This window comes from Actinomadura chokoriensis, assembly GCF_041463665.1.
Classification (GTDB): Bacteria; Actinomycetota; Actinomycetes; order Streptosporangiales; family Streptosporangiaceae; genus Spirillospora; species Spirillospora chokoriensis_A.
In genome coordinates this window covers 20,020-42,916 of the sequence record NZ_JAXCEJ010000025.1, presented here as the reverse complement: position 1 = coordinate 42,916, position 22,897 = coordinate 20,020, and the positions used below count along the sequence as shown (strand labels likewise).

General features: G+C 71.2%; 28 protein-coding genes. 12 read left to right on the top strand and 16 right to left on the bottom strand.

What is annotated here, in order from left to right; genetic code table 11:
- Nucleotides 1-17 precede the first annotated feature (17 nt).
- The 6 genes from SM418_RS30615 to clpS form a co-directional block, all read right to left on the bottom strand.
- Nucleotides 18-824 (bottom strand): thioesterase family protein, encoded by an 807-nt coding sequence (locus tag SM418_RS30615; RefSeq protein WP_371944726.1) that lies wholly within the window; start codon nt 822-824, stop codon nt 18-20.
- Nucleotides 825-931: 107 nt separating this feature from the next.
- Nucleotides 932-1,879 carry a PLP-dependent cysteine synthase family protein gene (locus SM418_RS30610; RefSeq protein WP_163052402.1) on the bottom strand — a complete coding sequence of 316 codons (948 nt, stop codon included), beginning with the start codon at nt 1,877-1,879 and terminating at the stop codon, nt 932-934.
- Nucleotides 1,880-1,900: 21 nt separating this feature from the next.
- The gene (locus tag SM418_RS30605; protein ID WP_371944725.1) at nt 1,901-2,173 is read right to left on the bottom strand and encodes a MoaD/ThiS family protein; all 273 of its coding nucleotides are present in this window, start codon (nt 2,171-2,173) and stop codon (nt 1,901-1,903) included.
- Between the two features lie 257 nt (nt 2,174-2,430).
- Nucleotides 2,431-2,850 carry a M67 family metallopeptidase gene (locus SM418_RS30600; protein WP_371944724.1) on the bottom strand — a complete coding sequence of 140 codons (420 nt, stop codon included), beginning with the start codon at nt 2,848-2,850 and terminating at the stop codon, nt 2,431-2,433.
- 22 nt (nt 2,851-2,872) lie between these two features.
- Entirely contained in the window at nt 2,873-3,400 is a 528-nt protein-coding gene (locus SM418_RS30595) for a DUF2017 domain-containing protein (protein WP_371944723.1), read from the bottom strand.
- Nucleotides 3,401-3,404: 4 nt separating this feature from the next.
- A complete protein-coding gene (gene clpS, locus SM418_RS30590) occupies nt 3,405-3,701 on the bottom strand; it encodes an ATP-dependent Clp protease adapter ClpS (RefSeq protein WP_371944722.1) in 297 nt (98 codons plus the stop codon).
- Nucleotides 3,702-3,807: 106 nt separating this feature from the next.
- Between clpS and SM418_RS30585 the strand changes: the two genes are divergently transcribed.
- From SM418_RS30585 to SM418_RS30565, 5 genes are all read left to right on the top strand, one after another.
- Complete coding sequence (locus SM418_RS30585; RefSeq protein ID WP_371944721.1) at nt 3,808-5,160, top strand: nicotinate phosphoribosyltransferase; 1,353 nt, start codon at nt 3,808-3,810, stop codon at nt 5,158-5,160.
- A gap of 69 nt (nt 5,161-5,229) precedes the next feature.
- A complete protein-coding gene (locus tag SM418_RS30580) occupies nt 5,230-5,811 on the top strand; it encodes an isochorismatase family protein (RefSeq protein ID WP_371944720.1) in 582 nt (193 codons plus the stop codon).
- Nucleotides 5,812-5,813: 2 nt separating this feature from the next.
- Complete coding sequence (locus tag SM418_RS30575) at nt 5,814-6,338, top strand: gluconokinase (protein ID WP_371944718.1); 525 nt, start codon at nt 5,814-5,816, stop codon at nt 6,336-6,338.
- Between the two features lie 124 nt (nt 6,339-6,462).
- On the top strand, nt 6,463-7,026 hold the full coding sequence (locus tag SM418_RS30570; protein WP_371944717.1) for a Uma2 family endonuclease: 564 nt from the start codon (nt 6,463-6,465) through the stop codon (nt 7,024-7,026).
- A gap of 156 nt (nt 7,027-7,182) precedes the next feature.
- Nucleotides 7,183-7,779 carry a DUF1707 SHOCT-like domain-containing protein gene (locus tag SM418_RS30565; RefSeq protein ID WP_371944716.1) on the top strand — a complete coding sequence of 199 codons (597 nt, stop codon included), beginning with the start codon at nt 7,183-7,185 and terminating at the stop codon, nt 7,777-7,779.
- Nucleotides 7,780-7,863: 84 nt separating this feature from the next.
- Here the strand turns inward: SM418_RS30565 and SM418_RS30560 are convergent, their stop codons facing one another.
- Entirely contained in the window at nt 7,864-8,049 is a 186-nt protein-coding gene (locus SM418_RS30560; protein WP_371944715.1) for a DUF397 domain-containing protein, read from the bottom strand.
- Entirely contained in the window at nt 8,040-8,852 is an 813-nt protein-coding gene (locus tag SM418_RS30555; protein WP_371944714.1) for a helix-turn-helix domain-containing protein, read from the bottom strand. The genes SM418_RS30560 and SM418_RS30555 overlap by 10 nt, the downstream gene beginning before the upstream one ends.
- 161 nt (nt 8,853-9,013) lie before the next feature.
- Between SM418_RS30555 and SM418_RS30550 the strand changes: the two genes are divergently transcribed.
- A complete protein-coding gene (locus tag SM418_RS30550; RefSeq protein WP_371944713.1) occupies nt 9,014-9,415 on the top strand; it encodes an ATP-binding protein in 402 nt (133 codons plus the stop codon).
- A gap of 56 nt (nt 9,416-9,471) precedes the next feature.
- Nucleotides 9,472-9,753, top strand: a complete 282-nt coding sequence (locus tag SM418_RS30545; RefSeq protein WP_371944712.1) for a hypothetical protein — start codon at nt 9,472-9,474, stop codon at nt 9,751-9,753.
- A 21-nt stretch (nt 9,754-9,774) separates the two neighbouring features.
- On the opposite strand, the gene SM418_RS30540 is transcribed toward SM418_RS30545, so the two are convergent.
- From SM418_RS30540 to SM418_RS30525, 4 genes are all read right to left on the bottom strand, one after another.
- Nucleotides 9,775-11,517, bottom strand: a complete 1,743-nt coding sequence (locus SM418_RS30540; protein WP_371944840.1) for a DEAD/DEAH box helicase — start codon at nt 11,515-11,517, stop codon at nt 9,775-9,777.
- A gap of 36 nt (nt 11,518-11,553) precedes the next feature.
- A complete protein-coding gene (locus tag SM418_RS30535; protein ID WP_371944711.1) occupies nt 11,554-12,495 on the bottom strand; it encodes a zinc metalloprotease in 942 nt (313 codons plus the stop codon).
- 233 nt (nt 12,496-12,728) lie between these two features.
- Entirely contained in the window at nt 12,729-12,995 is a 267-nt protein-coding gene (locus SM418_RS30530) for a DUF3039 domain-containing protein (RefSeq protein ID WP_131939198.1), read from the bottom strand.
- Between the two features lie 10 nt (nt 12,996-13,005).
- Nucleotides 13,006-13,581, bottom strand: a complete 576-nt coding sequence (locus tag SM418_RS30525; protein WP_371944710.1) for a YqgE/AlgH family protein — start codon at nt 13,579-13,581, stop codon at nt 13,006-13,008.
- 160 nt (nt 13,582-13,741) lie between these two features.
- Between SM418_RS30525 and SM418_RS30520 the strand changes: the two genes are divergently transcribed.
- A complete protein-coding gene (locus tag SM418_RS30520) occupies nt 13,742-14,371 on the top strand; it encodes a hypothetical protein (protein ID WP_371944709.1) in 630 nt (209 codons plus the stop codon).
- 30 nt (nt 14,372-14,401) lie between these two features.
- Here the strand turns inward: SM418_RS30520 and SM418_RS30515 are convergent, their stop codons facing one another.
- Together SM418_RS30515 and SM418_RS30510 are read right to left on the bottom strand one after the other, a co-directional pair.
- The gene (locus tag SM418_RS30515; RefSeq protein ID WP_371944708.1) at nt 14,402-15,805 is read right to left on the bottom strand and encodes an NAD-dependent malic enzyme; all 1,404 of its coding nucleotides are present in this window, start codon (nt 15,803-15,805) and stop codon (nt 14,402-14,404) included.
- A 462-nt stretch (nt 15,806-16,267) separates the two neighbouring features.
- On the bottom strand, nt 16,268-17,227 hold the full coding sequence (locus tag SM418_RS30510; RefSeq protein WP_371944707.1) for a tetratricopeptide repeat protein: 960 nt from the start codon (nt 17,225-17,227) through the stop codon (nt 16,268-16,270).
- Nucleotides 17,228-17,644: 417 nt separating this feature from the next.
- Here SM418_RS30510 and SM418_RS30505 point away from each other — a divergent pair, with 417 nt between their 5' ends.
- Together SM418_RS30505 and SM418_RS30500 are read left to right on the top strand one after the other, a co-directional pair.
- Nucleotides 17,645-18,577, top strand: a complete 933-nt coding sequence (locus SM418_RS30505; protein WP_371944839.1) for an ATP-binding cassette domain-containing protein — start codon at nt 17,645-17,647, stop codon at nt 18,575-18,577.
- Nucleotides 18,570-19,886, top strand: coding sequence for a hypothetical protein (locus tag SM418_RS30500; RefSeq protein WP_371944706.1), 1,317 nt, complete (start codon nt 18,570-18,572; stop codon nt 19,884-19,886). Before SM418_RS30505 ends, SM418_RS30500 begins: the two co-directional genes overlap by 8 nt.
- A gap of 114 nt (nt 19,887-20,000) precedes the next feature.
- On the opposite strand, the gene SM418_RS30495 is transcribed toward SM418_RS30500, so the two are convergent.
- Nucleotides 20,001-20,315 carry a DUF3817 domain-containing protein gene (locus SM418_RS30495; protein ID WP_371944704.1) on the bottom strand — a complete coding sequence of 105 codons (315 nt, stop codon included), beginning with the start codon at nt 20,313-20,315 and terminating at the stop codon, nt 20,001-20,003.
- 130 nt (nt 20,316-20,445) lie between these two features.
- Between SM418_RS30495 and SM418_RS30490 the strand changes: the two genes are divergently transcribed.
- Entirely contained in the window at nt 20,446-21,129 is a 684-nt protein-coding gene (locus tag SM418_RS30490; protein ID WP_371944703.1) for a DUF4230 domain-containing protein, read from the top strand.
- A gap of 23 nt (nt 21,130-21,152) precedes the next feature.
- Here the strand turns inward: SM418_RS30490 and SM418_RS30485 are convergent, their stop codons facing one another.
- Nucleotides 21,153-22,343 (bottom strand): acetyl-CoA C-acetyltransferase, encoded by a 1,191-nt coding sequence (locus SM418_RS30485; RefSeq protein WP_371944701.1) that lies wholly within the window; start codon nt 22,341-22,343, stop codon nt 21,153-21,155.
- Between the two features lie 108 nt (nt 22,344-22,451).
- Between SM418_RS30485 and mce the strand changes: the two genes are divergently transcribed.
- Entirely contained in the window at nt 22,452-22,886 is a 435-nt protein-coding gene (gene mce, locus SM418_RS30480) for a methylmalonyl-CoA epimerase (protein ID WP_371944700.1), read from the top strand.
- Nucleotides 22,887-22,897 lie beyond the last annotated feature (11 nt).

Sequence of the window (22,897 nt, the reverse complement as noted above, 5' to 3'; positions counted from 1 at the left end):
ACGCCGAAGTCGTCGGTTCAGGAGCCGGTGCGGGGCACGCGGGCGATCTGGCGGCTCTGCGCGACGAGCCGGCCGGTGGTGTCGCGCACCTCGACCTCCTCGTCGAACCAGCCGTCCGCGAGGAGCCGGCCGGTGCCGTGGACGGCGAGCCAGCCGGGCACGGGGACGGCCCGCAGGTGCCAGGTCAGCTCGACGGTCGGCGCCCAACCCTGCGCGCCGAGGTTCAGCGCGACGGGCGGCAGCGCGTCCACGGCGAGGGCGAGGGAGAAGGCGTCGATCTCGTAGCCGTCGCGGTGCCGGAACCAGGCGCGCATCTCGGGGCTGCCGCTCGGCGTCCCGTCGAGCCAGCCCATCGTCCTGCGGTCGAAGCGCATGTCGACGCGGTCGGCGAAGCCGCTGCCGCCGGTCGGCGGCCGGAGGTCGGTGCACTCCTCCAGCGGCGGCACCGGTGTGGGCGGCGGGCCCGCGTAGATGGGCTCGGCGGCGGTGTCGAGCGTGCCGGTGGTGATCAGCGCGTCCACGACGGGACGGTCGTCCTGGACGAGCGTGACCAGCGCCGACGCGGCCGTGCGGCCCGTCTTGCGGGAGTCGACGATCACCTGCGCGGGGCCCGGTTTCGCGACCCGGTGGAAGTTCGTCGCGGTCGAGATCGGGTGCGCGTGCGGGGAGGCGTCCACGGCCGCGCGGGCGAGCACGACCATCAGGTAGCCGCCGTTGATGGCCCCGAGGATGCCGTAGCCCGGGTCCAGGACGGCCTCGTAGCGGCCGTCGTCCACCCGCTCGACGGCGGTCGCCTCGCCGAACCCGCTTCCGCTTGCGCTCATCCGCACACTCCCACGTCGCCCGGGGCGCGAGCGTCCCGCCGACACGCTTCTAGAATCACATTCGAAAATGCACTCTACCTGCCGGACGGGACTCCACGCGTGCGAGTTCAGGCCCAGAGCTGCCCTTCGAGGCGGGCCTCGGCCTCCTCCAGCGTCCCGCCGTAGGCGCCGGTGGACAGGTACTTCCAGCCGCCGTCGGCGACGACGAACGCGATGTCGGCCCGCTCGCCGGCCTTCACCGCCTTCTTCGCCATGCCGATCGCCGCGTGCAGCGCGCCGCCGGTCGAGATGCCCGCGAAGATGCCCTCCTGCTCCAGCAGCTCGCGGGTGCGGCGCAGCGCGTCCCCCGAGGTGACGGAGAACCGCGTGGTCAGCACCGTGTCGTCGTACAGCTCGGGGATGAAGCCCTCGTCGATGTTGCGCAGCCCGTACACGAGGTCGCCGTACCGGGGCTCCGCCGCGACGATCTTCACGTCCGGGACCCGCTCGCGCAGGAACCGGCCGACGCCCATCAGCGTGCCCGTGGTGCCGAGACCCGCGACGAAGTGCGTCACGGTCGGCAGGTCCTCCAGGATCTCCGGGCCGGTCGTCTCGTAGTGCGCGAGCGCGTTGGCCTCGTTGCCGTACTGGTAGAGCATCACCCAGTCGGGGTTCTCCGCCGCCAGCCCCTTCGCCACCCGCACGGCCTCGTTCGAGCCGCCCGCCGCCGGGGACGAGATGATCTCCGCGCCCCACATCTCCAGCAGCTGGCGGCGCTCGGCGGAGGTGTTCTCCGGCATCACGCACACCATCCGGTAGCCGCGCAGCTTGGCGACCATGGCGAGGGAGATGCCGGTGTTGCCGGACGTCGGCTCCAGGATCGTGCAGCCGGGCGTCAGCAGCCCGTCCTTCTCCGCCTTCTCGATCATGTAGAAGGCGGGACGGTCCTTCACCGAGCCGGTGGGGTTGCGGTCCTCCAGCTTGGCCCAGATCCGGACGTCCTCGCTCGGCGACAGCCGCGGCAGGCCGACCAGCGGCGTGCGGCCGAGCGAGTCCAGTAGCGAGTCGAAGCGCATGAGATGCTCGCCGGGCCCGGCTCAGCCGCCGGCCACGGCGGGAAGGATGGTGACGTTGTCGCCGTCGGCGACCTGCGTCTCCAGCCCGCTGAGGAAGCGCACGTCCTCGTCGTTCAGGTAGACGTTGACGAACTTGCGCAGGCCCTTGTCGTCCACCAGCCGGTCGCGCAGACCGGCGTGGCGGGAGTCCAGGTCGGTGAACAGTTCGTCCAGCGTGCCGCCCTTGCCCTCGACGGCCTTCTCGCCGTCGGTCAGGTTGCGCAGGATCGTCGGGATCCGGACCTCGATCGCCATCGCGGTGATCTCCTTCTACGTCGTACGGGGCTGCCCGCCCTCTGCGTCAACCGGGCGGGCGGCGGGATGATTCCAGGCGTGATCAGCGCGTCAGCGACAGTCGTAGACGACCTCGGCGCGCGAGTGCCCGAACAGGAAGCTCTGCACGGGGGGCACAGCCGCGGACCCGGCACGACGCCGAGCGCCGCCCGCCTCATGCCCGCTCGTCCACATGTCGACCAGTTTACCGGCCGCGACCATCCCGATCCGTTCCGGTTCTACGTCGTATAGGTGTCCACGAAGGTGACCTCTTCCTCGGTCACCTCGCCGTCCACGATCCGGAACGACCGGAACTCGGTGTCGCCCTCCTCGCGGGTCGACACGAGCACGTAGTGGGCGTTCGGCTCGGACGCATAGGAGATGTCCGTCCGGGACGGGTACGCCTCCGTGGCGGTGTGCGAGTGGTAGATCACCACGGGCTCCTCGTCCCGGTCGTCCATCTCCCGCCACACCTTCAGCTGCTCCTTGGAGTCGAACCGGTAGAAGGTCGGCGACCGCTCGGCGTTCTCCATCGCGACATACCGGACAGGACGGTCGGAGCCGATCGGGCCGGCGACGATGCCGCAGGCCTCGTCCGGATGGTCGGCGCGCGCATGCGCGATGATCTTCTCCACGAGGGCGCGCTCGATCGTCAGCATGGCCCCGAGCTTATGGCAACGGCTACCAGAGGACGCGGACGAGGCTCTCCTGGAGCATCGTCAGCCAGTCGTAGGCGGCGAACAGGGGGGCGCGGGGGTCGCGCGGATCCATCTGGTTCGTCTCCTCGTACCAGTCCTCGGTGATGTCGAGCCGGGTGCCGAGCGCCAGCCGGACGTCGTTCAGCGCGCGCAGCCAGCCCTGCGCCTGCTTCTCGTCCAGGACGATGTCGCCGCCCTCGTCGTCCAGCGCGCCGAGCACCATCCCCGCGGCCTCGCGCTTGCCGTCCCGCAGGCCCATCTCGGTGTAGCGGCGGAACTCCCCGGCCGCCTCGCCGTCGTCGCGGTAGGCATCCGGGAACAGCCGCGCCAGGACCGGATCGTCCGGCGTAACGGCGTTCTCGGCGATGCCCATCGCGGCCAGCTCGTCGTCCGCGCCGGGAGCGTCGCCGATCAGCGCGAGCATCTGCTCCATCAGGGCGCGCAGCAGCGCGGTCTCCTCGGCCTCCAGCCGCACCCGGATGCCCCGGCGGGTCTTGTCCACCTGGCTCATCGGCTCAGTCGTCCCGCTTCACGGTCGCCCACAGCCCGTAGGAGTGCAGGATCTCCACGTCCCGTTCCATCTCCTCGCGGGTGCCGTTCGCCACGACCGCGCGACCCTTGTGGTGCACGTCGAGCATCAGCTTCTCCGCCTTGGTCTTGGGGTAGCCGAACACGGCCTGGAACACGTACGTGACGTACGACATCAGGTTGATCGGGTCGTTCCAGACGATCGCCAGCCACGGCCGGTCGGCGCTCACGTCCTCTTCGGTCTCCGGCCGTTCCAGCTCGACCGGTGCGGGCGCCGTGCTCATGGCGCTCATTGCCCGGGACCGCCCCCTCTCTCGCACGCTGTCGGTCCGCCCACCGCACCCGATGCTATGCGGCACTCCCCCGCCGGGTGCGCGAGCCCGCACATCCATGGTGCCCACAGTCGGGCTTAAGGTTCCACTTGTGGACGATGGCGACGGCACGGCGCTGCTGACCGACCAGTACGAGCTGACCATGCTGCAGGCCGCGCTGCGCAGCGGGACCGCCGGGCGCCGGTCGGTCTTCGAGGTGTTCGCGCGGAGCCTGCCCGCCGGGCGGCGCTACGGCGTCGTCGCGGGCGTAGGACGGCTGCTGGACGCGATCGAGGCGTTCCGGTTCGAGGCCGCCGAACTGGAGTTCCTCGCCGCCAACGGCATCGTCGACGAGCCCACGCTGCGATGGCTGGAGAAGTACCGCTTCACGGGGAACGTCTGGGGCTACGCCGAAGGCGACTGCTACTTCCCCGAATCGCCGATCCTGGTGGTCGAGGGGACGTTCGGAGAGGCCGTCCTGCTGGAGACGCTCGCGCTGTCGGTCCTGAACCACGACTGCGCGATCGCGTCCGCCGCGTCCCGGATGGTGCAGGCCGCGCAGGGCCGCCCCATCATCGAGATGGGGTCGCGGCGCACCCACGAGCGCGCCGCCGTCGCCGCCGCCCGCGCCGCCTACGTCGCCGGGTTCTCCACCACGTCCAACCTGGAGGCGGGCCGGCTGTACGGCGTCCCGACCGCCGGGACGAGCGCGCACTCGTTCAGCCTCCTGCACGACAGCGAGCGGCACGCGTTCGAGGCGCAGCTCGCCTCGCTCGGCGACGGCACCACCCTGCTGGTCGACACCTACGACGTGGAACGGGCCGTGCGGACGGCGGTGGAGCTCGCCGGGCCGCCCCTCGGCGCCGTCCGGATCGACAGCGGCGACCTCGGCGTCATGGCCCGCCGCGTCCGCGCCCAGCTCGACTCCCTCGGCGCGCACGACACCCGCATCGTGGTGACCGGCGACCTGGACGAGTTCGGCATCGCCGCCCTGGCCGCCGCCCCCGTCGACGGCTACGGCGTCGGGACGGCCCTCGTCACCGGCTCCGGCGCCCCCACCGCTTCCCTCATCTACAAGCTCGTCGCCCGCGCCGACAGCCCCGACGAGGACGCGCCCATGCGCCCGGTCGCGAAACGCTCGCCGGGCAAGCCGAGCCGGGGCGGGCGCAAGACGGCCATCCGCCGCATCGACGGGCACGGCACCGCCTTCAGCGAGACGATCTCCACCGGCGAAGCGATGCCGGGCCAGCGCGACCGCCTCCTGCACGTCCCCCTCGTGCGGAACGGCGACATCGTCGGGCGCGAACCGCTCGGCTCGGCCAGGGAGCGACACGCGCGCTCGGTCGCGGAACTCCCCACGACGGCGATCCAGCTCTCCAAGGGCGAACCGGCCGTCCCCACCGAGTTCGTCCAGGGCGGCCCCCGCCCGTAACGGCACATCGGCGCGGCCCTGGGGTACGGTCAAGGTGATCCGGCGGGGCAACCGGTACAGGGAGCGGTCATGGGCAAGAAGGCTCTGATCATCGTGGACGTGCAGAACGACTTCTGCGAGGGCGGCTCGCTCGCGGTGGACGGCGGCGCCGACGTGGCCACCGCCATCTCCGCGCACGTGGCCGAGCACCGGCCCGAGTACGCGCACATCGTGGCCACCCGGGACTTCCACCTCGACCCGGGTGACCATTTCTCCGGCGAACCCGACTTCGTCGACTCCTGGCCGCCGCACTGCGTGATCGGCACGCCCGGCGCCGACTTCCACCCCAACCTGGCCCTCGCCCCCATCGAGACCGTCTTCAGCAAGGGCCGCGAGACCGCCGCCTACAGCGGCTTCGAGGGCTACGCCGACGACGAGACGCCCCTCGCCGACTGGCTCACCGCCCGCGGCGTCGACACCGTGGACGTCGTCGGCATCGCCACCGACCACTGCGTCCGGGCCACCGCCGTGGACGCCGCCCGCGCGGGCCTGAACACCACCGTCCTGCTCGACCTCACCGCCGGCGTCAGCAAGGCGACCGTCGACCGCGCCCTCGACGAACTGCGCAAGGAGGGCGTGAACCTCTCCGGCGCACCGGTGGTGAACGCCTGACCATGACGACTCCCCCCGAAGTCATCGTGATCGCCGGCGTCTCCGGCAGCGGCAAGACCACGGTCGGCGAGCTCCTCGCCGAACGCCTCGGCTGGGACTACGCCGAGGCCGACGCGTTCCACTCCGAGGCCAACGTCGCGAAGATGCGCTCGGGCCGCCCCCTCACCGACGCCGACCGCCTCCCCTGGCTCCGCGCCATCGCCGCCTGGATCGACGGACGCCTCGCCACCGGCCGTCCCGGCGTCGTCACCTGCTCCGCCCTCAAGCGCAAGTACCGCGACCTGATCTCCGGCGGCCGCCCCGAGGTCGCCATGGTCCTCCTGGACGGCGACCGCGACACCATCGCCGCCCGCATGAAGGCCCGCAAGGGCCACTTCTTCACAGAGGCCCTCCTCGACACCCAGTTCGCCGACCTGGAACTTCCGGGCCCAGACGAGGACGTCGTCCTCGCCCCCATAACGGGCACCCCCGAGGAAACGGTCACCCACATAGTCAAGGCCCTGAACCTGGCCCCCACCCCCCGCTGAACTCACCTCCCCCACCACGCTCGCCCCCGCGAGCGTGGCTGCTCAGCACCCGGCCGAACAGTCACGCGGTGTTAGGGTTTGCGCATACGGGGCCACCACCACTGAGATCATTAGGAGACCTCTGATGACGGCGATGCCCGGAGAGCCGCCGTTCGTCCGTGAGGACTTGCGCGAGGCTTTCGCCTTGCTCAACGTGCTGCCGGGTTTCCGTGCCGAGCTGGTGGATGGAGAGATCATCGTGTCGCCGCCCCCCGACGGGCAGCACGAGACCATCATCGTCGCGGTCCATGACTGGGTGCGGGAAGCGCACGGTCTCCGCCTGCACCGCAATCTGACGTTGATCAGCCCGGAGGGCGAGTACGTGCCCGACGGCATCGCCGCCCCCAAGGGAACGTTCGCCGGGCGCGAGTGGCACAGCAAGCCCGACGGCGTCGTGATGGTGCTGGAGGTGACCTCCGGACGGCGGGGCGATCGCAAGGCCGCCGAGCGCGACCGCGGGCCCAAACGCCGAGGCTACGCCGCCGCCGACATCCCGCTGTACCTGCTGATCGACCGGCTGGACGGCAAGGCCACGATCTTCTCCGAACCTCGCGGCGACGACTACACGCACAGCACCTCGGTCGCTCTCGGCGAAGACCTCCCCCTCCCCGCACCGCTCGAAAGCGTCCTCCCCACCGCTGAGTTCTGACCTCGCGTTGAATGGCGCGTCCACCTCGAAGACGGCGCCGGGCCCATTACGCCCACGCCCCGCATCTGAACCACCTCGTCTCGGTACTGTCTCCTTAGACCGATCAGTCCTGACTTGGGTGGCCCGGTGCCGCCACTTCACCGCCGGGGAGGCCGGATGCCGGCAGATCCGCCCAGCTCACCCTCGCTGCGCGCGTCCGACGCGGACCGCGACCGGGCCATCGACGTGCTGCGCGCCGCCGTCGCCGACGGCCGGCTCGACCCGGCCGAGTTCGACGAGCGGCTCGACGCTGCGCTGACCGCCCGCACCATCGACGCGCTGAAGCCCCTCATCACCGATCTGGTCCCGGCGCCGGGGAGCGGCGGCGCACTCACGCTGCCGTCGCCTGGGAAACCGGCCGTCGATCTGCTCACCATCAAGGAGAAGCACGGTTCAGTGCGCCGCGAAGGCCGGTGGACGCTGCCGCACCGGCTGGCGCTCCGCACCGCGTGGTGCGAGGTGAAGCTGGACCTGACCAGCGCGGTGCGCAGCGCACCCGAACTGGTCATCGACCTGCGGGTGAACGGCGGCAACGTGGAACTGGTCCTCGCGCCGGGCATGACGGTGGACGCCAACGAGCTGTCGGTGCGGCACAGCGCGCTGGCGATCAACCGGAGCGCTGGCGACGACACACCGGAGACGCTGCACGTCCGCCTGGTGGGCAAGTTGCGCCACGGACTGCTCACCACCCACTGGCAGGCCCCACCCCGGTAACGCCCCCCAACGGCCAAGCCGACCGGCCCCGCAGCTCCACCACCGGATGGGCGCCCTCTCCACTCGTAAGAGGGCGCCCGTGTACTACGCGTTCTTGAGGTCCTGGGTGAGGTCTCGGAGGGACTGGGGGGTGAGGAGGAGCTTGGGGCCGTCCGGATCCTTGCTGTCACGGATGGCCACGGTGTCGTCGATGCGCGCGAGTTCGACGCAGTTGCCGCCGTTGTTGGAGCTGCGGCTGGACTTGCGCCATGCGGCGGTACTCAGGTCCATTTCTCCTTCGCCACCTTTGCGATCAGTTCGAGGGACTGGTCCACGGGGTACGCGGCGGACTGGATTGACGCGAACAACTCGGTGAGCCGTTTGATTTCGAGGCGGTCGGTGGTCGTGTCGCCATTGAACGCGTTGTCTTTGTACCCTACCTCGCTTCCGTCCGGAAGCGCTCCGATGGCGAAGGCCCCACCGATGCCTTCGTGCAGGCAGAGCGGGGCGATCTGGATTCGGATGCGGCGGCAGGAGACCGCCAGGAGATGCTGGAGTTGGTCACGCATCACCTCGGGATCCCCGGTGCCGCGGTGGAGCACGCTCTCGTCGATCACGTACATCAGGTGCGGTGGCGTTTCACCGGCCAGGATCTCCTGCCGCGCCAGGCGGGCCTCGACGGCGGTCTCGTCGTTGTCGAGCAGGTGGGCGGCGTAGGCGGGCACCTGGAGAAGGCCGGGGATGACCAGAGGCTCGTAGCCTCGGATGGCGTCGAACTTCGGTTCCTGCATGGCCCAGTCGACGAACCACACCGGGACGGCGTTGGTGCCCTTGAACAGGCCGTCCCACAGGTGGGTCAGCGCCTCGCGGGTGTCGAGGACGCGGTCGCCGTTCACGGCGAGGAGCCTGTCGGGGCGAGACTCTCCGCGCTCCACGGAGCCGATGGTGCTCTTCGAGTAGGGGGCGCTGTCGTGGATCTGTTCACAGAAGGCGGCGATGCTCAGCGCCGCCGCCTCCCGGTAACGCCGTAGCTCGGAGCCGAAGAGCGCGTTCGGCGACTCCCAGGGGCGTAGATCGTTCGGTCGTTGTCCCATCTCCCTCTCCTTTGCGGACGGCCGGATATGACCGGCCATGAGCGGCGGCTGCCCAGGGATGCGCGGACCGTGGGCACTCATCGTGCATTGTCCATTGCACAGCGTGACACACGAGCGATGATTTCACCACCGGATTTCGCGAATCGACAGCGTTCTGGAGGGTGTTCGTCGTGATCAATTCAAATCTGGCCGCGGAGGTGGGAGCGATACTGCTCAATTCCTCCGCGCGCGCGCCGGAGAGCGCTCGAAAGTGGCTTGCAGATGTGTTCTGTCAGTGGGGCCTTGGGGACGACTACATCGGGCGTACGGTCGTCACCGAGTTGGTCACGAACGTCCACACACACACGGACACGGAAGTCATTCCCGTGCGTCTTCTCTTGGAGGACGGTCGCCCCGTGGTGGAGGTTGAGGACCGCTCCGACGAACTCCCCATCGTGCGGGACGAGGACGGCACGGCCGAGTCCGGGCGGGGGCTCCTCATGATGTCCATGCTCGTGGAGGAGTGGGGCGTCCGGGCACTGGACAAGGGCGGGAAGGTGACGTGGGCGCGGCTGGGCGGGTGAGGGTGCCGCGTGGCCGTCTCGGGGTGTGGTGGGTACGGGCTCGTTACCGGCACCACGTGGCCGAAGGGCATCTGGATGCCTTGGCCGATGAGTTGCGGGCGCGGGGCTGGGCTCGATTCAAGATGTACGCCGAATCCCCGCCGGTGTTGTGGGTCTTCCCCAAAGGGGGCGAAGGCACCGCGTTGGGCGTCGCCGCCGTGCGGGTCGACGGGCGGTGGGTTTTCCAGATCTCCCGCTTGATCGAATACCCGTGTGAGGCGGCCGTCCAGGTGGCGGACATCCTCGACAACGTCCTACGGGACCGCATGGGACGGCTCGATGCCCCGAGTTCGCGGTGATTCCCGGCCACGCCTGCGGGGTCAGTGGCGGCGTTTGGCGGCCCAGTCGCGGATTTTGGCTATGCGTTCGCGGATCTCGGCGGCGCTGGCCTGTGGGACGGGTGGGCCGCCGCAGGCACGGCGCAGCTCGTTGTGGATGACGCCCTGGGGCTGGCCCGTGCGGTGGTTCCAGGCGTTGACGAGGCCGTTCAGTTCGCGGCGGAGAGCGGCGATGTCCTCGGCGGTGGTGCGGTCGGCGCGGGGGTCGCCGGTCTTGCGCTTGCGTTCGCCGGCGAGTTGGTCCGCCTGTCTTTTGCGGAGCAGGGCCGACACCTGGTCGGGTTCCAGGAGACCGGGGATGCCCAGGTACTCTTCTTCCTCGGCGGAGCCGGGCTGGGCGTTCATGCCGAACTCGCCGCCGTCGTAGAGGACGCGGTCGAACGTCGCGGACGCCTCGACCGTCTCGAAGGGGAGTTCTTCGCCGACGTCCGGGGTGTCCTGCTTGCGGTTGGCCTCGGCCAGAAGGTCGTCGTCCAGGCCGTCCTCGCGGACGGGCCGGTCGAGGACGTGGTCGCGCTCCTCCTCCATCTCGGAGGCGTGGCCCATGAGGGTCGGCACCGAGGGGAGGAAGACCGAGGCCGTCTCGCCGCGCTTGCGGGCGCGGACGAAACGGCCGATGGCCTGCGCGAAGAACAGCGGCGTGCTGGTCGAGGTGGCGTAGACGCCGACGCACAGTCGCGGGATGTCGACGCCCTCGGACACCATGCGGACCGCGACCATCCAGCGGTCGTCGGTCTCGGCGAACGCCTTGATCTTCTTGGACGCGGTCGGGTCGTCCGACAGCACGATCGTGGCGCCCTGGCCGGTGACCGCGCGCAGCATCCCCGCGTAGGCGCGGGCGGTCTCGTGGTCGGTGGCGATGACCAGGCCGCCCGCGTCCGGGATGACGCGGCGCAGTTCGGTGAGGCGGCGGTCGGCGGCGCCGATCACCTGCTTGATCCAGTCGCCCTTCGGGTCGAGCGCGGCCCGCCACGCCTGGGCGGTCTGGTCCTGGGTGAGCGGCTCGCCGAGGGTGGCGGTGATCTCGTCGCCGGCGCGGGTGCGCCAGCGCATCTCGCCCGCGTACGCCAGGAAGATCACCGGGCGGACGACGCCGTCGGCGAGGGCCGGGCCGTAGCCGTAGGTGTAGTCGGCCTGGCTGCGGCGGACGCCGTCCGGTCCCTCCTCGTACTGGACGAACGGGATCGGGTTGATGTCGGTGCGGAACGGCGTGCCGGAGAGCGCGAGGCGGCGGGCCGCGGGCTCGAACGCCTCGCGGACCGCGTCGCCCCAGGACAGGCCGTCGCCCGCGTGGTGCACCTCGTCGAAGATGACGAGGGTCTTGCGGTCCTCGGTGCGGTTGCGGTGCAGGGCGGGCCGGGCGGCGACCGTCGCGTAGGTGACGGCGATGCCGTGGAAGTCCTTGCCGACGGGGCCCTGCCCGTTCTGGTACTCCGGGTCGATCCTGATGCCGACGCGGGCCGCCGACTCGGCCCACTGCCGCTTGAGGTGCTCGGTCGGGCACACGATCGTGATCGCCGCGATGACGCGGCGCTCCATCAGCTCACGGGCTAGGCGGAGCGCGAACGTCGTCTTGCCCGCGCCGGGCGTCGCGACGGTGAGGAAGTCGCGCGGACCGGGCTGGGAGCCGTCCGTACCGAAGTATGCCTCCAGCGCCTGCTGCTGCCAGGCGCGCAGGGACGACGCCGTCCCCCAGGCGGCACGCTCGGGGAACGCGGGGGGCATGCTCGATGCGGCGAAGGTACTCACGGTCGTTGAAGGCTACCGAGCCCCACCGACAGTTCGGGCCGCACCCGCCGCACGTGTGCCCGGATCCACACGCTGGCGGCCGAGCTTGCGGGACCGGTAGGCCGCCCAGGCCGCCCGGATGCGACGCCCCTGACCTGCGGTGAAGGCGTGCATGCAGTCGTCGTGGGCGTAGTCCATGAAGTTGTGGATCGGATCGTCGCCGCGCTGCGGGCACGTGTCGCGGTAGTCCGGGCATCCCGCCGCGGGCTCCGCCTCGTACGGGGTGTCGGCCACCCCGTCGCCCGGCGAGACGCAGCCGCCCTCGAAGGTGTGCAGCAGGCCGAGCCAGTGCCCGATCTCGTGGACGGCCGTGTGCCCGCGGCTGAACGGCCCGTACGACCCGCCCGGCAGGCTGCGGTAGTCGATGACGACGCCGTCCAGGCGCGGGTCACTGCGGTACCACTGGGGGAATGTGGAGAAGCCCAGGACGTCCGACCCGACGATGGCCGTGTAGACGTTGAGAGTGCCGCGCCCGCCCTTGCGCAGGCGCTTCTTCATCGGACGCTCGTACCGCTCCGGCTCGTGGAACCAGGCCGCCTTGTTCGTGCTGTCCAGGCCGGTGAGGCGGAACCGCACGCGCGTGTCGACACCGCCCTTCCGGCCCCCGTACGCGGCGTTCAGCGTGGAGATCTGCCGCTTGACGGCCCCCTTCGACAGCCGCCCCTTCTGCCCGCTGTGGACGACGTGGAACCGCACCGGGACGACGAGAGGCCTCGCCAGGCGGCGGGCGGAGTCGAGACGGCCCTCGTCGGATGTCCCGAACCGGTCGAGGAGCGTCCGGCGAAGGTCGGCGAGCATGCCGACGACCTGGTCGTGCCCGAGATCGGCCCGGACGCGCGGACGGGCCGCCCGGGCGTTCGAGCGCTGGAGGCACCCGCCGTCCCGCGCGGCGACCGGAACGGGCCGCACCCGCACCCCCTCACCCTCCGAGATCGGAACGGAGCACACCGTAACCGACAGTGCGCATAGCGAAACCCCGGCCAGCCGCCGCAATTCATCCCCCGTGTGTAGAAAGCGTGTGTGGAAAGCGTCTGTCAGAAAGCTCGTCGTGTCACGAGCCGCGGGCCCCGCGGCATGCCCCCACCGCGGGACCCGAAAGCGCGCAGCCCGAAATGGCGGCGCGCCGCCCGCCGCGTATCAGCGGCGGGTCATTCGCCCTTGTCGCCCTTGCCTCCCGGCTGCATGGACTCGTAGATCTCCTTGCACTCCGGGCAGACCGGGTACTTCTTCGGATCCCGGTTCGGCACCCAGACCTTGCCGCACAGCGCGATCACCGGCGTGCCGGTCACCGCGCTCTCGGTGATCTTCTGCTTCTTCACGTAGTGGGCGAACCGCTCATGGTCGCCGTCACCGTGCGAGAGGTCCGGCCGGACGTCCTGCTGGGTGTCACTCTCGGGAAGGATCTTCGTACTCACGTCGTTCACCTTAGTTCAGCGTGGGGTCGTCGGGGAAAGTGGAGACGAACGCCAGGTCACCGCCCTGCCTGCGCAGAACGTTCTGCCACAGCCGGTCGGGGTCGCCGGCGAAGACGTCGCCGGCCTCGGCCTGCACCAGGTACCACGAGCCCTCCTCGATCTCGGCGCGCAACTGCCCCGCCGACCAGCCCGCGTAGCCCGCGAACACCCGCAGCTGGAGCAGCTCGGCCGCCAGCAGCCCGGGCGGGGCCTCCAGGTCGACCACCCCGACCCGCGCGACCTCGGCGCCGCCGTCGAGGGCCCGCCAGCCGAGCGGCTGCTCCTCACCGGGGAGGCGGGCCAGGGCGAGCGGATGCTCCAGCGCGACGGGGCCGCCCTGGAAGACCACGGCGGGCCCGGTGGCGAGTTCGGCCCAGGGCGGGAGGACGCGGTCAACGGGAACCTCGGTCGGCCGGTTGAGGACAACTCCCAGCGTTCCTCCGCCGGCGTCGTGCTCGACCAGCAGGACGACACTCCGCCTGAAGTTCGGATCCTCCAGCTGAGGGGTCGCCACCAGCAGGAGCCCCACCCTGATGCCGTCTTCCATGGGATCCATCATGCGTTGCGCGGACCTCCGGCGGCACGTCTCCGCGCTCGTTAGCCTGTTACGCATTCCTATCGATGGGGATATCGGCACCACAAGGTCCTAGGTTAAGAATGATCTAGGATCATCGGCCACCCGCTTGGTGCGCGCCGGGAGGACAGCGATGCAGTTGCCCAGGGTCGTCATCGCCGCAGTGTTCGTCGTGATCGGGGCGCTGATCGCCATCCCGGCCCTGTTCAAGTCGGACGGGTCCGCGGAACCGGCGTCCAGCACGACGTCCGCGAGCCCGAGCCCGTCCGGCACCTCCGCGTCGGCCACGCCCAGCGGGTCCGGGACGCCGAAAGCGCCCGCGCAGCCGGTGACCGCGAGCATCGGGTCGGTCTCCTGCCCGGAGCGGACCGTGCACGTCAAGATCCGCAACACCGGGACGCAGACCGAGGACTTCTCCGTCGAGCGCGACGACGGCGCCGCCGCGATCCCCGGCCAGATCCGTCCGAACAACACCCGGACGCTCTCGGTCGACCTCCGCGAGGACCGCCGCACCGCCCTCAGCGTCACCTGGGCGAACAAGCGCATCGAGTCGAAGACGGTGCGGGCGAACTGCAAGAAGGCGGGCGGCGGGGCGCCGACCGAGACGCCGCCGACCAGCCTGCCGCACACCGGCCCCGACACCGTCCTGTGGGCGCGCGCGGCGACCGGCGTCGGCATCATCCTCACCGGCGTGATCATCTTCTGGTACGGCGGCATCTGGCCCCGCCGCCGCGAGAAGATGTTCGCCGGCGAGAACGACTGACCCGAGCCCCGGGCGCTACGCCCGGGGCCGCTACGCCTCGGTGCGGGAGCGGCCGCCGGCGGCCTCGCGGACCGCTCCGGCGACGCGGGTGGCCACGTCCGGGTGGAAGACGCTCGGCACGATGTAGTTCGGGCCGATCTCCTCCGGGGTGACGACCTCCGACAGCGCCGCCGCGGCGGCGGCCAGCATGTCGAGGGTGACGGCGCTGGCCTGGGCGTCCAGCAGGCCGCGGAAGACGCCGGGGAACGCCAGCACGTTGTTGATCTGGTTGGGGTAGTCGCTGCGGCCGGTGGCGACGACCGCGGCGTGCTCCCGGGCCTCGTCCGGGGACACCTCGGGCTCGGGGTTGGCGAGCGCGAACACGATCGCGTCGTCCTTCATGGTCGCGATGTCGTCACCGGTCAGGATGCCGGGAGCGGAGACGCCGATGAACACGTCGGCGTCCTTGACGGCGCCGCGCAGGTCGCCCGCGTAGCCGGACGCGTTGGTGTGCTCGGCGATCCAGCGGAGCGAGTCGTCCAGGTCGTCGCGGCCCCGGTGGACGGCGCCGCGGTAGTCGCACACGACGAGGTCGCGGGCACCCGCGTGCATCAGCAGCTTGAGGATCGCGGTACCGGCGGCGCCCGCGCCCGCCATCGTGATGCGGACCGTGCCGATGTCCTTGCCGACGACGCGCAGCGCGTTGGTCAGCGCGGCCAGCACGCAGATCGCCGTGCCGTGCTGGTCGTCGTGGAAGACGGGGATGTCGAGCAGCTCGCGCAGCCGGGCCTCGACCTCGAAGCAGCGCGGCGCGGAGATGTCCTCCAGGTTGATGCCGCCGAACGCGGGCGCGAGGATCTGCACCGTCCGGACGATCTCGTCGGCGTCCTGCGTGTCGAGGCAGATCGGCCACGCGTCGATCCCGGCGAACCGCTTGAACAGCGCCGCCTTGCCCTCCATGACGGGCAGCGCGGCCTCCGGGCCGATGTTGCCGAGGCCGAGCACCGCCGACCCGTCGGTGACGACGGCGACGCTGTTGCGTTTGATCGTCAGCCGGCGGACGTCCTCGGGGTTGCGGGCGATGGCGAGGGAGACGCGGGCGACGCCCGGCGTGTAGGCCATGGACAGCTCGTCGCGGGTGCGCAACGGCACCTTGGACTGCATCTCGATCTTGCCGCCGAGGTGCATCAGGAAGGTCCGGTCGCTGACCTTGTGGATCTTGACGGACTCGATGCGCTCCAGCGCCCCGGCGATCGCCTCGGCGTGCTGGGTGTCGCGGGTCGCGATCGTCACGTCGATGCGCAGCGTCTCGTGGCCGGCGGTGTTGACGTCGAGGGCCGTGACGATGCCGCCGGCGTTCTCGACCACGTGGGTGATCTGGCTCACGGCCTTGCCGCCGGCCGGGACCTCCAGCCGGACGGTGATGGAGTACGAAACGCTCGGCACGCTCGCCACGACGACTGCTCCTTCTGGGCTCCGGGTTGTTCTCGTCCCGTGCGCGCCGCCCGTGAACGTGGACGGTGCGTCCGGGGGCCGCGGCCCGGTATCGCCCCCGCGGCCCGGGAGGCCCGCGCCGCGGCGACGATCGGCTCGACGGTCGCGGGCACCGGCGGCCCCACGATGTCGATCGCGCACGATGTCGATCATGAAGTCGCGGTGCCGCGGATCGGCGGGTCCGGCCCCGTGAAAGCGCTGCGCACGGGCCGTCCGGGCACGGTCATCGGCATCGAGCATACGCTCAACACCAGGGCGAGGTGTCCCGATCGCCCCAGCTCATTCGCCTTTCGGCGCGGGTCGGATACGGCGTTGTGGCGGCGCGGAGAGCACCGATCCCGGAACAGCTCCGATCCCGGAACAGCTCCGCTCTCAGAACAGCTCCGCTCTCAGAACAGCTCCGGTCTCAGAACAGCTCCGGTCTCAGAACAGGGCGGACTGCAGGCCGCGGCGGGCCCTGCCGATGCGCGGGTCGTCCGGCGGCAGCAGCTCGAACAGCGACAGCAGGTGCTTGCGCGCCGCGTCGCGGTCGTCGCCCGCGCTGCCGCGCACGGCGGCCAGCAGCCGGTCGAACGCCGCGTCGATGCGGCCGGACACCATCTCCACGTCGGACGCGCTGATCTGGGCCTGGACGTCGCCGGGCTTGTCGGCGGCGTCCTGGAGGGTGCGCTCGGCGTCCAGCGCCCCTACGCGCAGGCTCAGCTCGACCAGAGCGAGGCCCTGCTTGGCCTGGTCGTCCCTCGGGTCGCCGGCGAGGATCCGCTCGAAGGAGGTCTTGGCGGCGGCCAGGTCGCCGCGCTGGAGGGCGTCCTCGGCCTCGGCGTACACGGGGTCGACGGCGGGCATGGCCCCCGCGTCGGCGGCCGCGGGCTGCTCGCCCTCGGGCGCGTCCGGCAGGATGCCCTCCTTGCGCAGCGCGTCGAAGAGCTGGTCGACGGCCTCGCGCACCTGCGGCTCCGGCGCCGCGCCGTTCAGGAACGGCAGCAGCTGTCCTGCGACGACCGCCGCGACGAACGGGATGCCGCGCACGCCCATCTGCTGCATGTACGCGGCGAGCTGCGGGTTCGCGTCGATGTCGACCTTCGCGAGGATCCACTTGCCGGCCGCCTCGGCGGCGAGCTTCTCCAGGATGGGGCCGAGCTGCTTGCACGGCCCGCACCACTCGGCCCAGAAGTCCACGAGGACGGGGACGGACTGCGACCGCTCCACGACCTCGGCGTTGAACGTCTGGTCGGTGACGTCCACGACGTACTGGCCGGCGGGCGCGCCCGCGCCCGCCGGCGCGCCGCCGCCCTGGGCGCGGCGTTCCTGCTGCTTCCTTGTGGCCGCCTGGCGCGCCCCCAGGTCGATGGCCCCGTGCAGCGAAAAGTCCCGAGAAGGCATGGCTCCATCCTGCCCCATGACCGCACCGGGCTGCGCCTCCGTACGCTCCCAGCGGAGCGCGCCGCCGGGGCCGGACGCCCGGACCGCCCCACCTCGGTGATAAAAATCGGGAATTGTCCGCCTTTCTCGAATTCTCACCTTCGGCGCGGTAGGCAAAGAATCCAGGCGTGCTGCCGTAAAGGCAAAAAGATTGCTGACACCGATCACCAAGCCCGGTTATAGTCACGATGTCGATGCATCGCGGCTCGGCAAAAGCGGCCGGTGCCCGCCGAACGGCGGCCCGGTCCGGCGGGCACCGCGTGGCGGGTTGGGGGACCCGGGGCCACCGGAGCGTCCGTGCCGGCGCCGCGACCGCATGACGAGCAACGGGGGGAAACACTTGTGATCGCGGAGCATTCCGTGATCGTGGCCCGAGGAATGGGTGTCCGCCGCGGGGGGCGGTGGCTCCTGCGCCCGGTGACCTTCGGCATACCCGAAGGCGTGGTCGGCTTGGCCGGTCCACCTGGTGCCGGTAAATCCACTCTGCTGGCCACGTTCGCGACCTTGCGCAGGCCGAATGCCGGCCTGCTGCGCATTCTCGGACATGACATATCGAACGCCGCGGGGCTGCGGGCCGCACGGGCCGGGATCGGTTACCTGCCGACCCGGTTCTCCCGCGCCGAGAACATGACGGCCGGCGAGTTCGTCGCCTACGCGGCGTACTACAAGCGGACGAGCGCGTCCGCCGCGCGCTCCATGCTGAGGCGGCTCGACCTCGCCGACGCCGCCGGGACGGAGCTCGCGCTGCTGCCGCCGGAGGTCCGGCTGCGCGCCGGGCTCGCCGCCGCGTGCGTCCACGAGCCCGCCGTGGCGCTGCTGGACGACCCGTTCGGCGAGCTGTGCGCCGCCGCCGAGCCGTGGCCCACCGGCGCCGCCGGACCCGACGAGCTCGGCGGGCTCGGGCTGACCGCCGCGATGGCGGAGCTGATCCCGGTGCTGCGCTCGCTGGCGCCGACGGTGGTCGTCACGGCCGACGCCACCGACACGCTCACCGGCTGGTGCGACCAGCTCTTCACGCTCGCCCGCGGCAGGCTGAGCGAGCAGCCCACGCACTCGGCCGGCGTGCGGCGCGGCCGGTCCGCCGCCGACCGGCGCGGCCTCGACGTCCTCGACCGCCACGACGCCCTCGACCGCCACGACGCGCCGCGGGACGCGGGCACGCCGCAGCCGCGGCAGGCCGCCGTCGACGTGATGAGCCGCCGGCCCGCCCGGCCGGCGCTGCCGCAGCTCGTACTGCCGCAGCTCTCGCTGCCGCAGCTGACCGTGCTGCGGGCGAGGCGGCCGCCCGCCGGGAGCGCCACCGGTGTCTGACCTCGGGCGGGTGCTCCGGCTGGACGCCCGTCGTACGGCACTGCTGATCGCGGTGCCGGTCCTCACCATGGTCGGGACGGCGGCGGCGCTCCCGACGCTCTGCCTTTCCGTTGCGTACTGGGACAACACGGTCGTCGCGCTGGTCAACGCCGTCCGTTTCCTCGGGCCCGTCGCCGCCGCGCTGGCGGCGTGGGCGGCGGTCCGCGAGCGGCCGCTCGACTACCTGCGCGACCTCACCGCGCGCTCGCCCGCCACGGGCGCGCTGTTCGACCTCCTGCTGCTGTCCACGGCGGTCCTGGTCTCCTATGCCGCGGTCACGGCGCTCGTCGTCGCCGTCACGCTCGCCCAGGCGGAGGTCGGACACCCCCACCCGCTGGGCGTGATCGCGGGCGCGGGCGCGCTCGTCCTGCACGTCGTCGTGGGCTACCTGATGGGACGCGTCGTCCCCCACCGTGCGACGGCGGCCCTGGCGTTCGGCGCGACGTCGATGTGGGCGGCCCTGCGCATCCCCGGCGTGTCGTGGTGGAGCCTGCTGCCCCCGGCCGCGCTCACCCGCATCGACCTGTTCACCACCCTGCGCCCCCGGATCTTCGCCGACCAGGTGCTGTGGACGGCCGGGCTCACGGCCGCGCTGATCCTCGGCTACGTGCTGTGGGCGACGCGGCGGTTCCTGCTCGTCCTGCCGCTGGCCGCCGCGCTGGCCACGACGGGCACCGCCACGCTCGGCCTCCAGGGCTCCGGCGGTGGGACGGTCCGGGCCGCCGCCGCGCAGCCCGTGTGCCGGCAGTGGCCAGTGATCGTCTGCGTGCATCCCGCCCTGCGGGACGCTCTGTCCCCGCTGATGGCGGCGATCGTCCCGCTCGCCGCGCGGCTGAACGGGACGCCGGGCGCGTTCACGGAGGTGCGGCAGCGTCCCGCCTGGGCGCCGGTCTCGGTGGCGGACGGCGTCGCCCTGATCCACCTCGACGAGAACCTGTCCCCCGGCTACGCGGCCCGGACCGTCCGGCAGATCGGCGAAGGGCTCAAGGACTCCCGCGCCTGCGCGGGCGACTCCCCCGCCGGCTACCAGGCGCTGGTCGACGCCTGGCTCCTCGGCGACGATCCCCCGTCCATCGGCGACACCGGCGCGGCCCGCCGCTTCGCGTCGTTGACCGAGCACCAGCGTCGTACGTGGCTGCGCAACCACTTCACCGAGTACCGCACCTGCGCCCTCGGCCCCGGGGACTTCCGCCCGAACCACCCGAGGAAACACCGGGCGACGGACAAGCCCCGCCACGGAACGCCGGATCAAACGAGTTACCCCGCCTGACCGCTCACCCCCGCGCGAGCGTGCACCCCCGCGTGACCGTGCACCCCTGCGTGACCGTGCACCCCTGCGTGACCGCGGGCGACCACCCCCAGCCGGCCGCGGTCACGCAGAGCTTCAGGCCCGTCCGGCCGGCTCCGGCTCGGCGGCGGGCGTCGCGGGCCGGGTCCAGTGACGCTCCACGAGGAACGGGGCCACCGGGAGGACGGCGGCGCCGAGGGCCAGGACCGTGCGCTTGAGGTCCCAGCCGAGCTGCTCGCGGACGAGGAAGACCAGGCCGATGTAGGCCATGAACAGGACTCCGTGCAGCGGCCCCATCAGATGGACGCCCACCGGCGCGTCGGCGCCGTACTTCAGCGGCATCGCGACGAGCAGCAGGAGCAGGAACGAGATCGCCTCGGCGACGGAGGCGAGCCGGAAAACACGGATCATGTCCACGCCCCGACAACGGACCGTCCACACCCGGGGTTTCGGTGCGCCGTATGGCCTTGATCACACAGATCCCACGCCGACCTCACCGGCCCGGCAGGTATGAGGGGGACATGCCGGGAATGTCATGTGCATGGCTCGCTCCGAACCGAAGACCGACGCACCCCCCAGACCCCCCCGGCGCGGTCTGCTCACCCCCGTCGTGCTGGTCGTCGCGACCATCGCGCTGGTCCTGGTGGCGCAGCAGGCGCTGCGCGGGCTGCCGCACTGGCTGAACCCGTTCGCCGAGGAGACGAAGGACCGCAGCGGGCCCGTCCTGCTGAAGTCGATCCGCGACCTGCACCGCTACGAGGCGGCGAGCGGCAGCTTCCAGGTCGTCGTGGACCTGGAGAAGGACGCCAAGTTCCTGCCCGGGTCGCTGCGCGGCAAGCGCACGCTGTTCGTCGGCAACGGCACCGTCGACGCCTACGTGGACCTCTCCGGCCTCGGCTCGGGCGCCGTCAAGGTCAACGAGAACCGGACGTCCGCGACGATCACGCTCCCGCGCGCCCAGCTGGAGAAGACCAACCTGGACACGAAGACCAGTTACGTCTACGCCACCGAACGCGGCCTCATCGACCGCTTCGGCGATTTCTTCAGCAGCAACCCGAACAACCAGCAGCAGCTCTACGTCGTCGCGTCCCAGAAGATCCAGACCGCCGCGCAGCAGAGCGGCCTGAAGGAACGCGCCGACGCCAACACGAAGACGATGCTGGAGAACATGCTCAAGGCGCTGGGCTTCACGACCGTCGTCGTCCAGCAGTCCAGCGCCCAGTGAGCGTTGCGAGCGCCCGGTGAGCGTTACGCGGTGGGGACGCGGAGGATGAGCGCGTCGCCCTGCCCGCCGCCGCCGCACAGCGCGGCGGCGCCCGTGCCTCCGCCGCGGCGCTTCAGCTCGTAGGCGAGGTGCAGGGCGATGCGGGCGCCGGACATGCCGACCGGGTGGCCGAGCGCGATGGCGCCGCCGTTGACGTTGACCTTCTCGGGGCCGACGCCGAGGTCGCGCATCGACTGGATGCCGACGGACGCGAACGCCTCGTTGATCTCGATGACGTCGAGGTCGTCGACCGTCAGGCCCTCCTTGCCGAGGGCGTGCCGGATCGCGTTGGACGGCTGCGACTGGAGCGAGTTGTCGGGCCCCGCGACGTTGCCGTGCGCGCCGATCTCGGCGAGCCAGGTCAGGCCCAGTTCCTCGGCCTTGGCCTTGGACATGACGACGACGGCCGCGGCGCCGTCGGAGATCTGCGAGGACGAGCCGGCGGTGATGGTGCCGTCCTTGCTGAACGCCGGACGCAGCCTGGCCAGGCCCTCGGTGGTGGTGTCGCCGCGCACGCCCTCGTCCTTGGCGAACACGATCGGGTCGCCCTTGCGCTGCGGGATCTCGATCGGGGCGATCTCTTCGTCGAGCACGCCGTTCTTGATGGCCGCGGCGGCGCGCTGGTGGGAGCGGGCGGAGAACTCGTCCTGCTCCTCGCGGGAGATGCCGAGCTTGGCGTTGTGGCTCTCGGTCGACTCGCCCATGGCGATGCCGTCGAAGGCGTCGGTGAGCGCGTCGTAGGCCATGTGGTCGAGGACCTCGACGGAGCCGTACTTGTAACCGCCGCGCGACTTCGGCAGCAGGTGCGGGGCCTGGGTCATCGACTCCATGCCGCCCGCCACGACGATGTCGAACTCGCCCGCCCGGATCAGCTGGTCGGCGAGGGCGATCGCGTCCAGCCCGGACAGGCACACCTTGTTGATCGTGATCGACGGGACGTTCATCGGGATGCCCGCCTTGACCGCCGCCTGCCGGGACGGGATCTGCCCCGCGCCGGCCTGGAGCACCTGGCCGAGGATCACGTACTGCACCTGGTCTCCGGCCACCCCGGCCCGCTCCAGCGCCGCCTTGATCGCGTGCGCCCCGAGGTCGGCCGCGGAGAAGTCCTTCAGCGAGCCCATCAGGCGTCCGATGGGGGTGCGCGCACCTGCGACGATCACGGACGTTGCGGTCATGAGGGGCCCCTCCAGGGTGGTGCTGCGGCGACGTTTGCCACCATACCCAGGGGAACGTCGTTCGGTTCCGTTCGCCCCCGCCTGGCCGCCCGAGTAGGGAGAAAGCCCATGCTGACCCGTATCGACCACATCGGCATCGCCTGTCATGACCTCGACGCGACGGTCGAGTTCTACAAGGCGACCTACGGTTTCACCGACGCGCATTTCGAGGTGAACGAGGAGCAGGGCGTCCGGGAGTGCATGCTCAAGATCAACGAGACCGGGGACGGGGCGGCGAGCTACCTGCAGCTGATCGAGCCGATCCGGGACGACTCGGCGGTCGCCAAGTGGCTGGCGAAGAACGGCGAGGGCGTCCACCACATCGCGTTCGGGACGGACGGGACGGTCGCGGACGAGGCCGCCGGCATCGCGGGCAAGGGCGTGCGGGTGCTGTACGACGCGCCGCGCAACGGATCCATGGGATCCTTGATCAACTTTTTGCACCCGAAGGACTGCCACGGCGTGCTCACCGAGCTCGTGCAGAAGCGCCGCGAGGCGGAATGATCTTCCGATCC

What these genes read in the sequence shown, in the direction of transcription:
- SM418_RS30615 (WP_371944726.1), bottom strand. Translation starts at nt 824, where the DNA reads ATGAGCGCAAGCGGAAGCGGGTTCGGCGAGGCGACCGCCGTCGAGCGG.
- SM418_RS30610 (WP_163052402.1), bottom strand. Translation starts at nt 1,879, where the DNA reads ATGCGCTTCGACTCGCTACTGGACTCGCTCGGCCGCACGCCGCTGGTC.
- SM418_RS30605 (WP_371944725.1), bottom strand. Translation starts at nt 2,173, where the DNA reads ATGGCGATCGAGGTCCGGATCCCGACGATCCTGCGCAACCTGACCGAC.
- SM418_RS30600 (WP_371944724.1), bottom strand. Translation starts at nt 2,850, where the DNA reads ATGCTGACGATCGAGCGCGCCCTCGTGGAGAAGATCATCGCGCATGCG.
- SM418_RS30595 (WP_371944723.1), bottom strand. Translation starts at nt 3,400, where the DNA reads ATGAGCCAGGTGGACAAGACCCGCCGGGGCATCCGGGTGCGGCTGGAG.
- clpS (WP_371944722.1), bottom strand. Translation starts at nt 3,701, where the DNA reads ATGAGCACGGCGCCCGCACCGGTCGAGCTGGAACGGCCGGAGACCGAA.
- SM418_RS30585 (WP_371944721.1), top strand. Translation starts at nt 3,808, where the DNA reads ATGGTGCCCACAGTCGGGCTTAAGGTTCCACTTGTGGACGATGGCGAC.
- SM418_RS30580 (WP_371944720.1), top strand. Translation starts at nt 5,230, where the DNA reads ATGGGCAAGAAGGCTCTGATCATCGTGGACGTGCAGAACGACTTCTGC.
- SM418_RS30575 (WP_371944718.1), top strand. Translation starts at nt 5,814, where the DNA reads ATGACGACTCCCCCCGAAGTCATCGTGATCGCCGGCGTCTCCGGCAGC.
- SM418_RS30570 (WP_371944717.1), top strand. Translation starts at nt 6,463, where the DNA reads ATGACGGCGATGCCCGGAGAGCCGCCGTTCGTCCGTGAGGACTTGCGC.
- SM418_RS30565 (WP_371944716.1), top strand. Translation starts at nt 7,183, where the DNA reads ATGCCGGCAGATCCGCCCAGCTCACCCTCGCTGCGCGCGTCCGACGCG.
- SM418_RS30560 (WP_371944715.1), bottom strand. Translation starts at nt 8,049, where the DNA reads ATGGACCTGAGTACCGCCGCATGGCGCAAGTCCAGCCGCAGCTCCAAC.
- SM418_RS30555 (WP_371944714.1), bottom strand. Translation starts at nt 8,852, where the DNA reads ATGGGACAACGACCGAACGATCTACGCCCCTGGGAGTCGCCGAACGCG.
- SM418_RS30540 (WP_371944840.1), bottom strand. Translation starts at nt 11,517, where the DNA reads ATGCCCCCCGCGTTCCCCGAGCGTGCCGCCTGGGGGACGGCGTCGTCC.
- SM418_RS30525 (WP_371944710.1), bottom strand. Translation starts at nt 13,581, where the DNA reads ATGGAAGACGGCATCAGGGTGGGGCTCCTGCTGGTGGCGACCCCTCAG.
- SM418_RS30520 (WP_371944709.1), top strand. Translation starts at nt 13,742, where the DNA reads ATGCAGTTGCCCAGGGTCGTCATCGCCGCAGTGTTCGTCGTGATCGGG.
- SM418_RS30510 (WP_371944707.1), bottom strand. Translation starts at nt 17,227, where the DNA reads ATGCCTTCTCGGGACTTTTCGCTGCACGGGGCCATCGACCTGGGGGCG.
- SM418_RS30505 (WP_371944839.1), top strand. Translation starts at nt 17,645, where the DNA reads ATGGGTGTCCGCCGCGGGGGGCGGTGGCTCCTGCGCCCGGTGACCTTC.
- SM418_RS30495 (WP_371944704.1), bottom strand. Translation starts at nt 20,315, where the DNA reads ATGATCCGTGTTTTCCGGCTCGCCTCCGTCGCCGAGGCGATCTCGTTC.
- SM418_RS30490 (WP_371944703.1), top strand. Translation starts at nt 20,446, where the DNA reads ATGGCTCGCTCCGAACCGAAGACCGACGCACCCCCCAGACCCCCCCGG.
- SM418_RS30485 (WP_371944701.1), bottom strand. Translation starts at nt 22,343, where the DNA reads ATGACCGCAACGTCCGTGATCGTCGCAGGTGCGCGCACCCCCATCGGA.
- mce (WP_371944700.1), top strand. Translation starts at nt 22,452, where the DNA reads ATGCTGACCCGTATCGACCACATCGGCATCGCCTGTCATGACCTCGAC.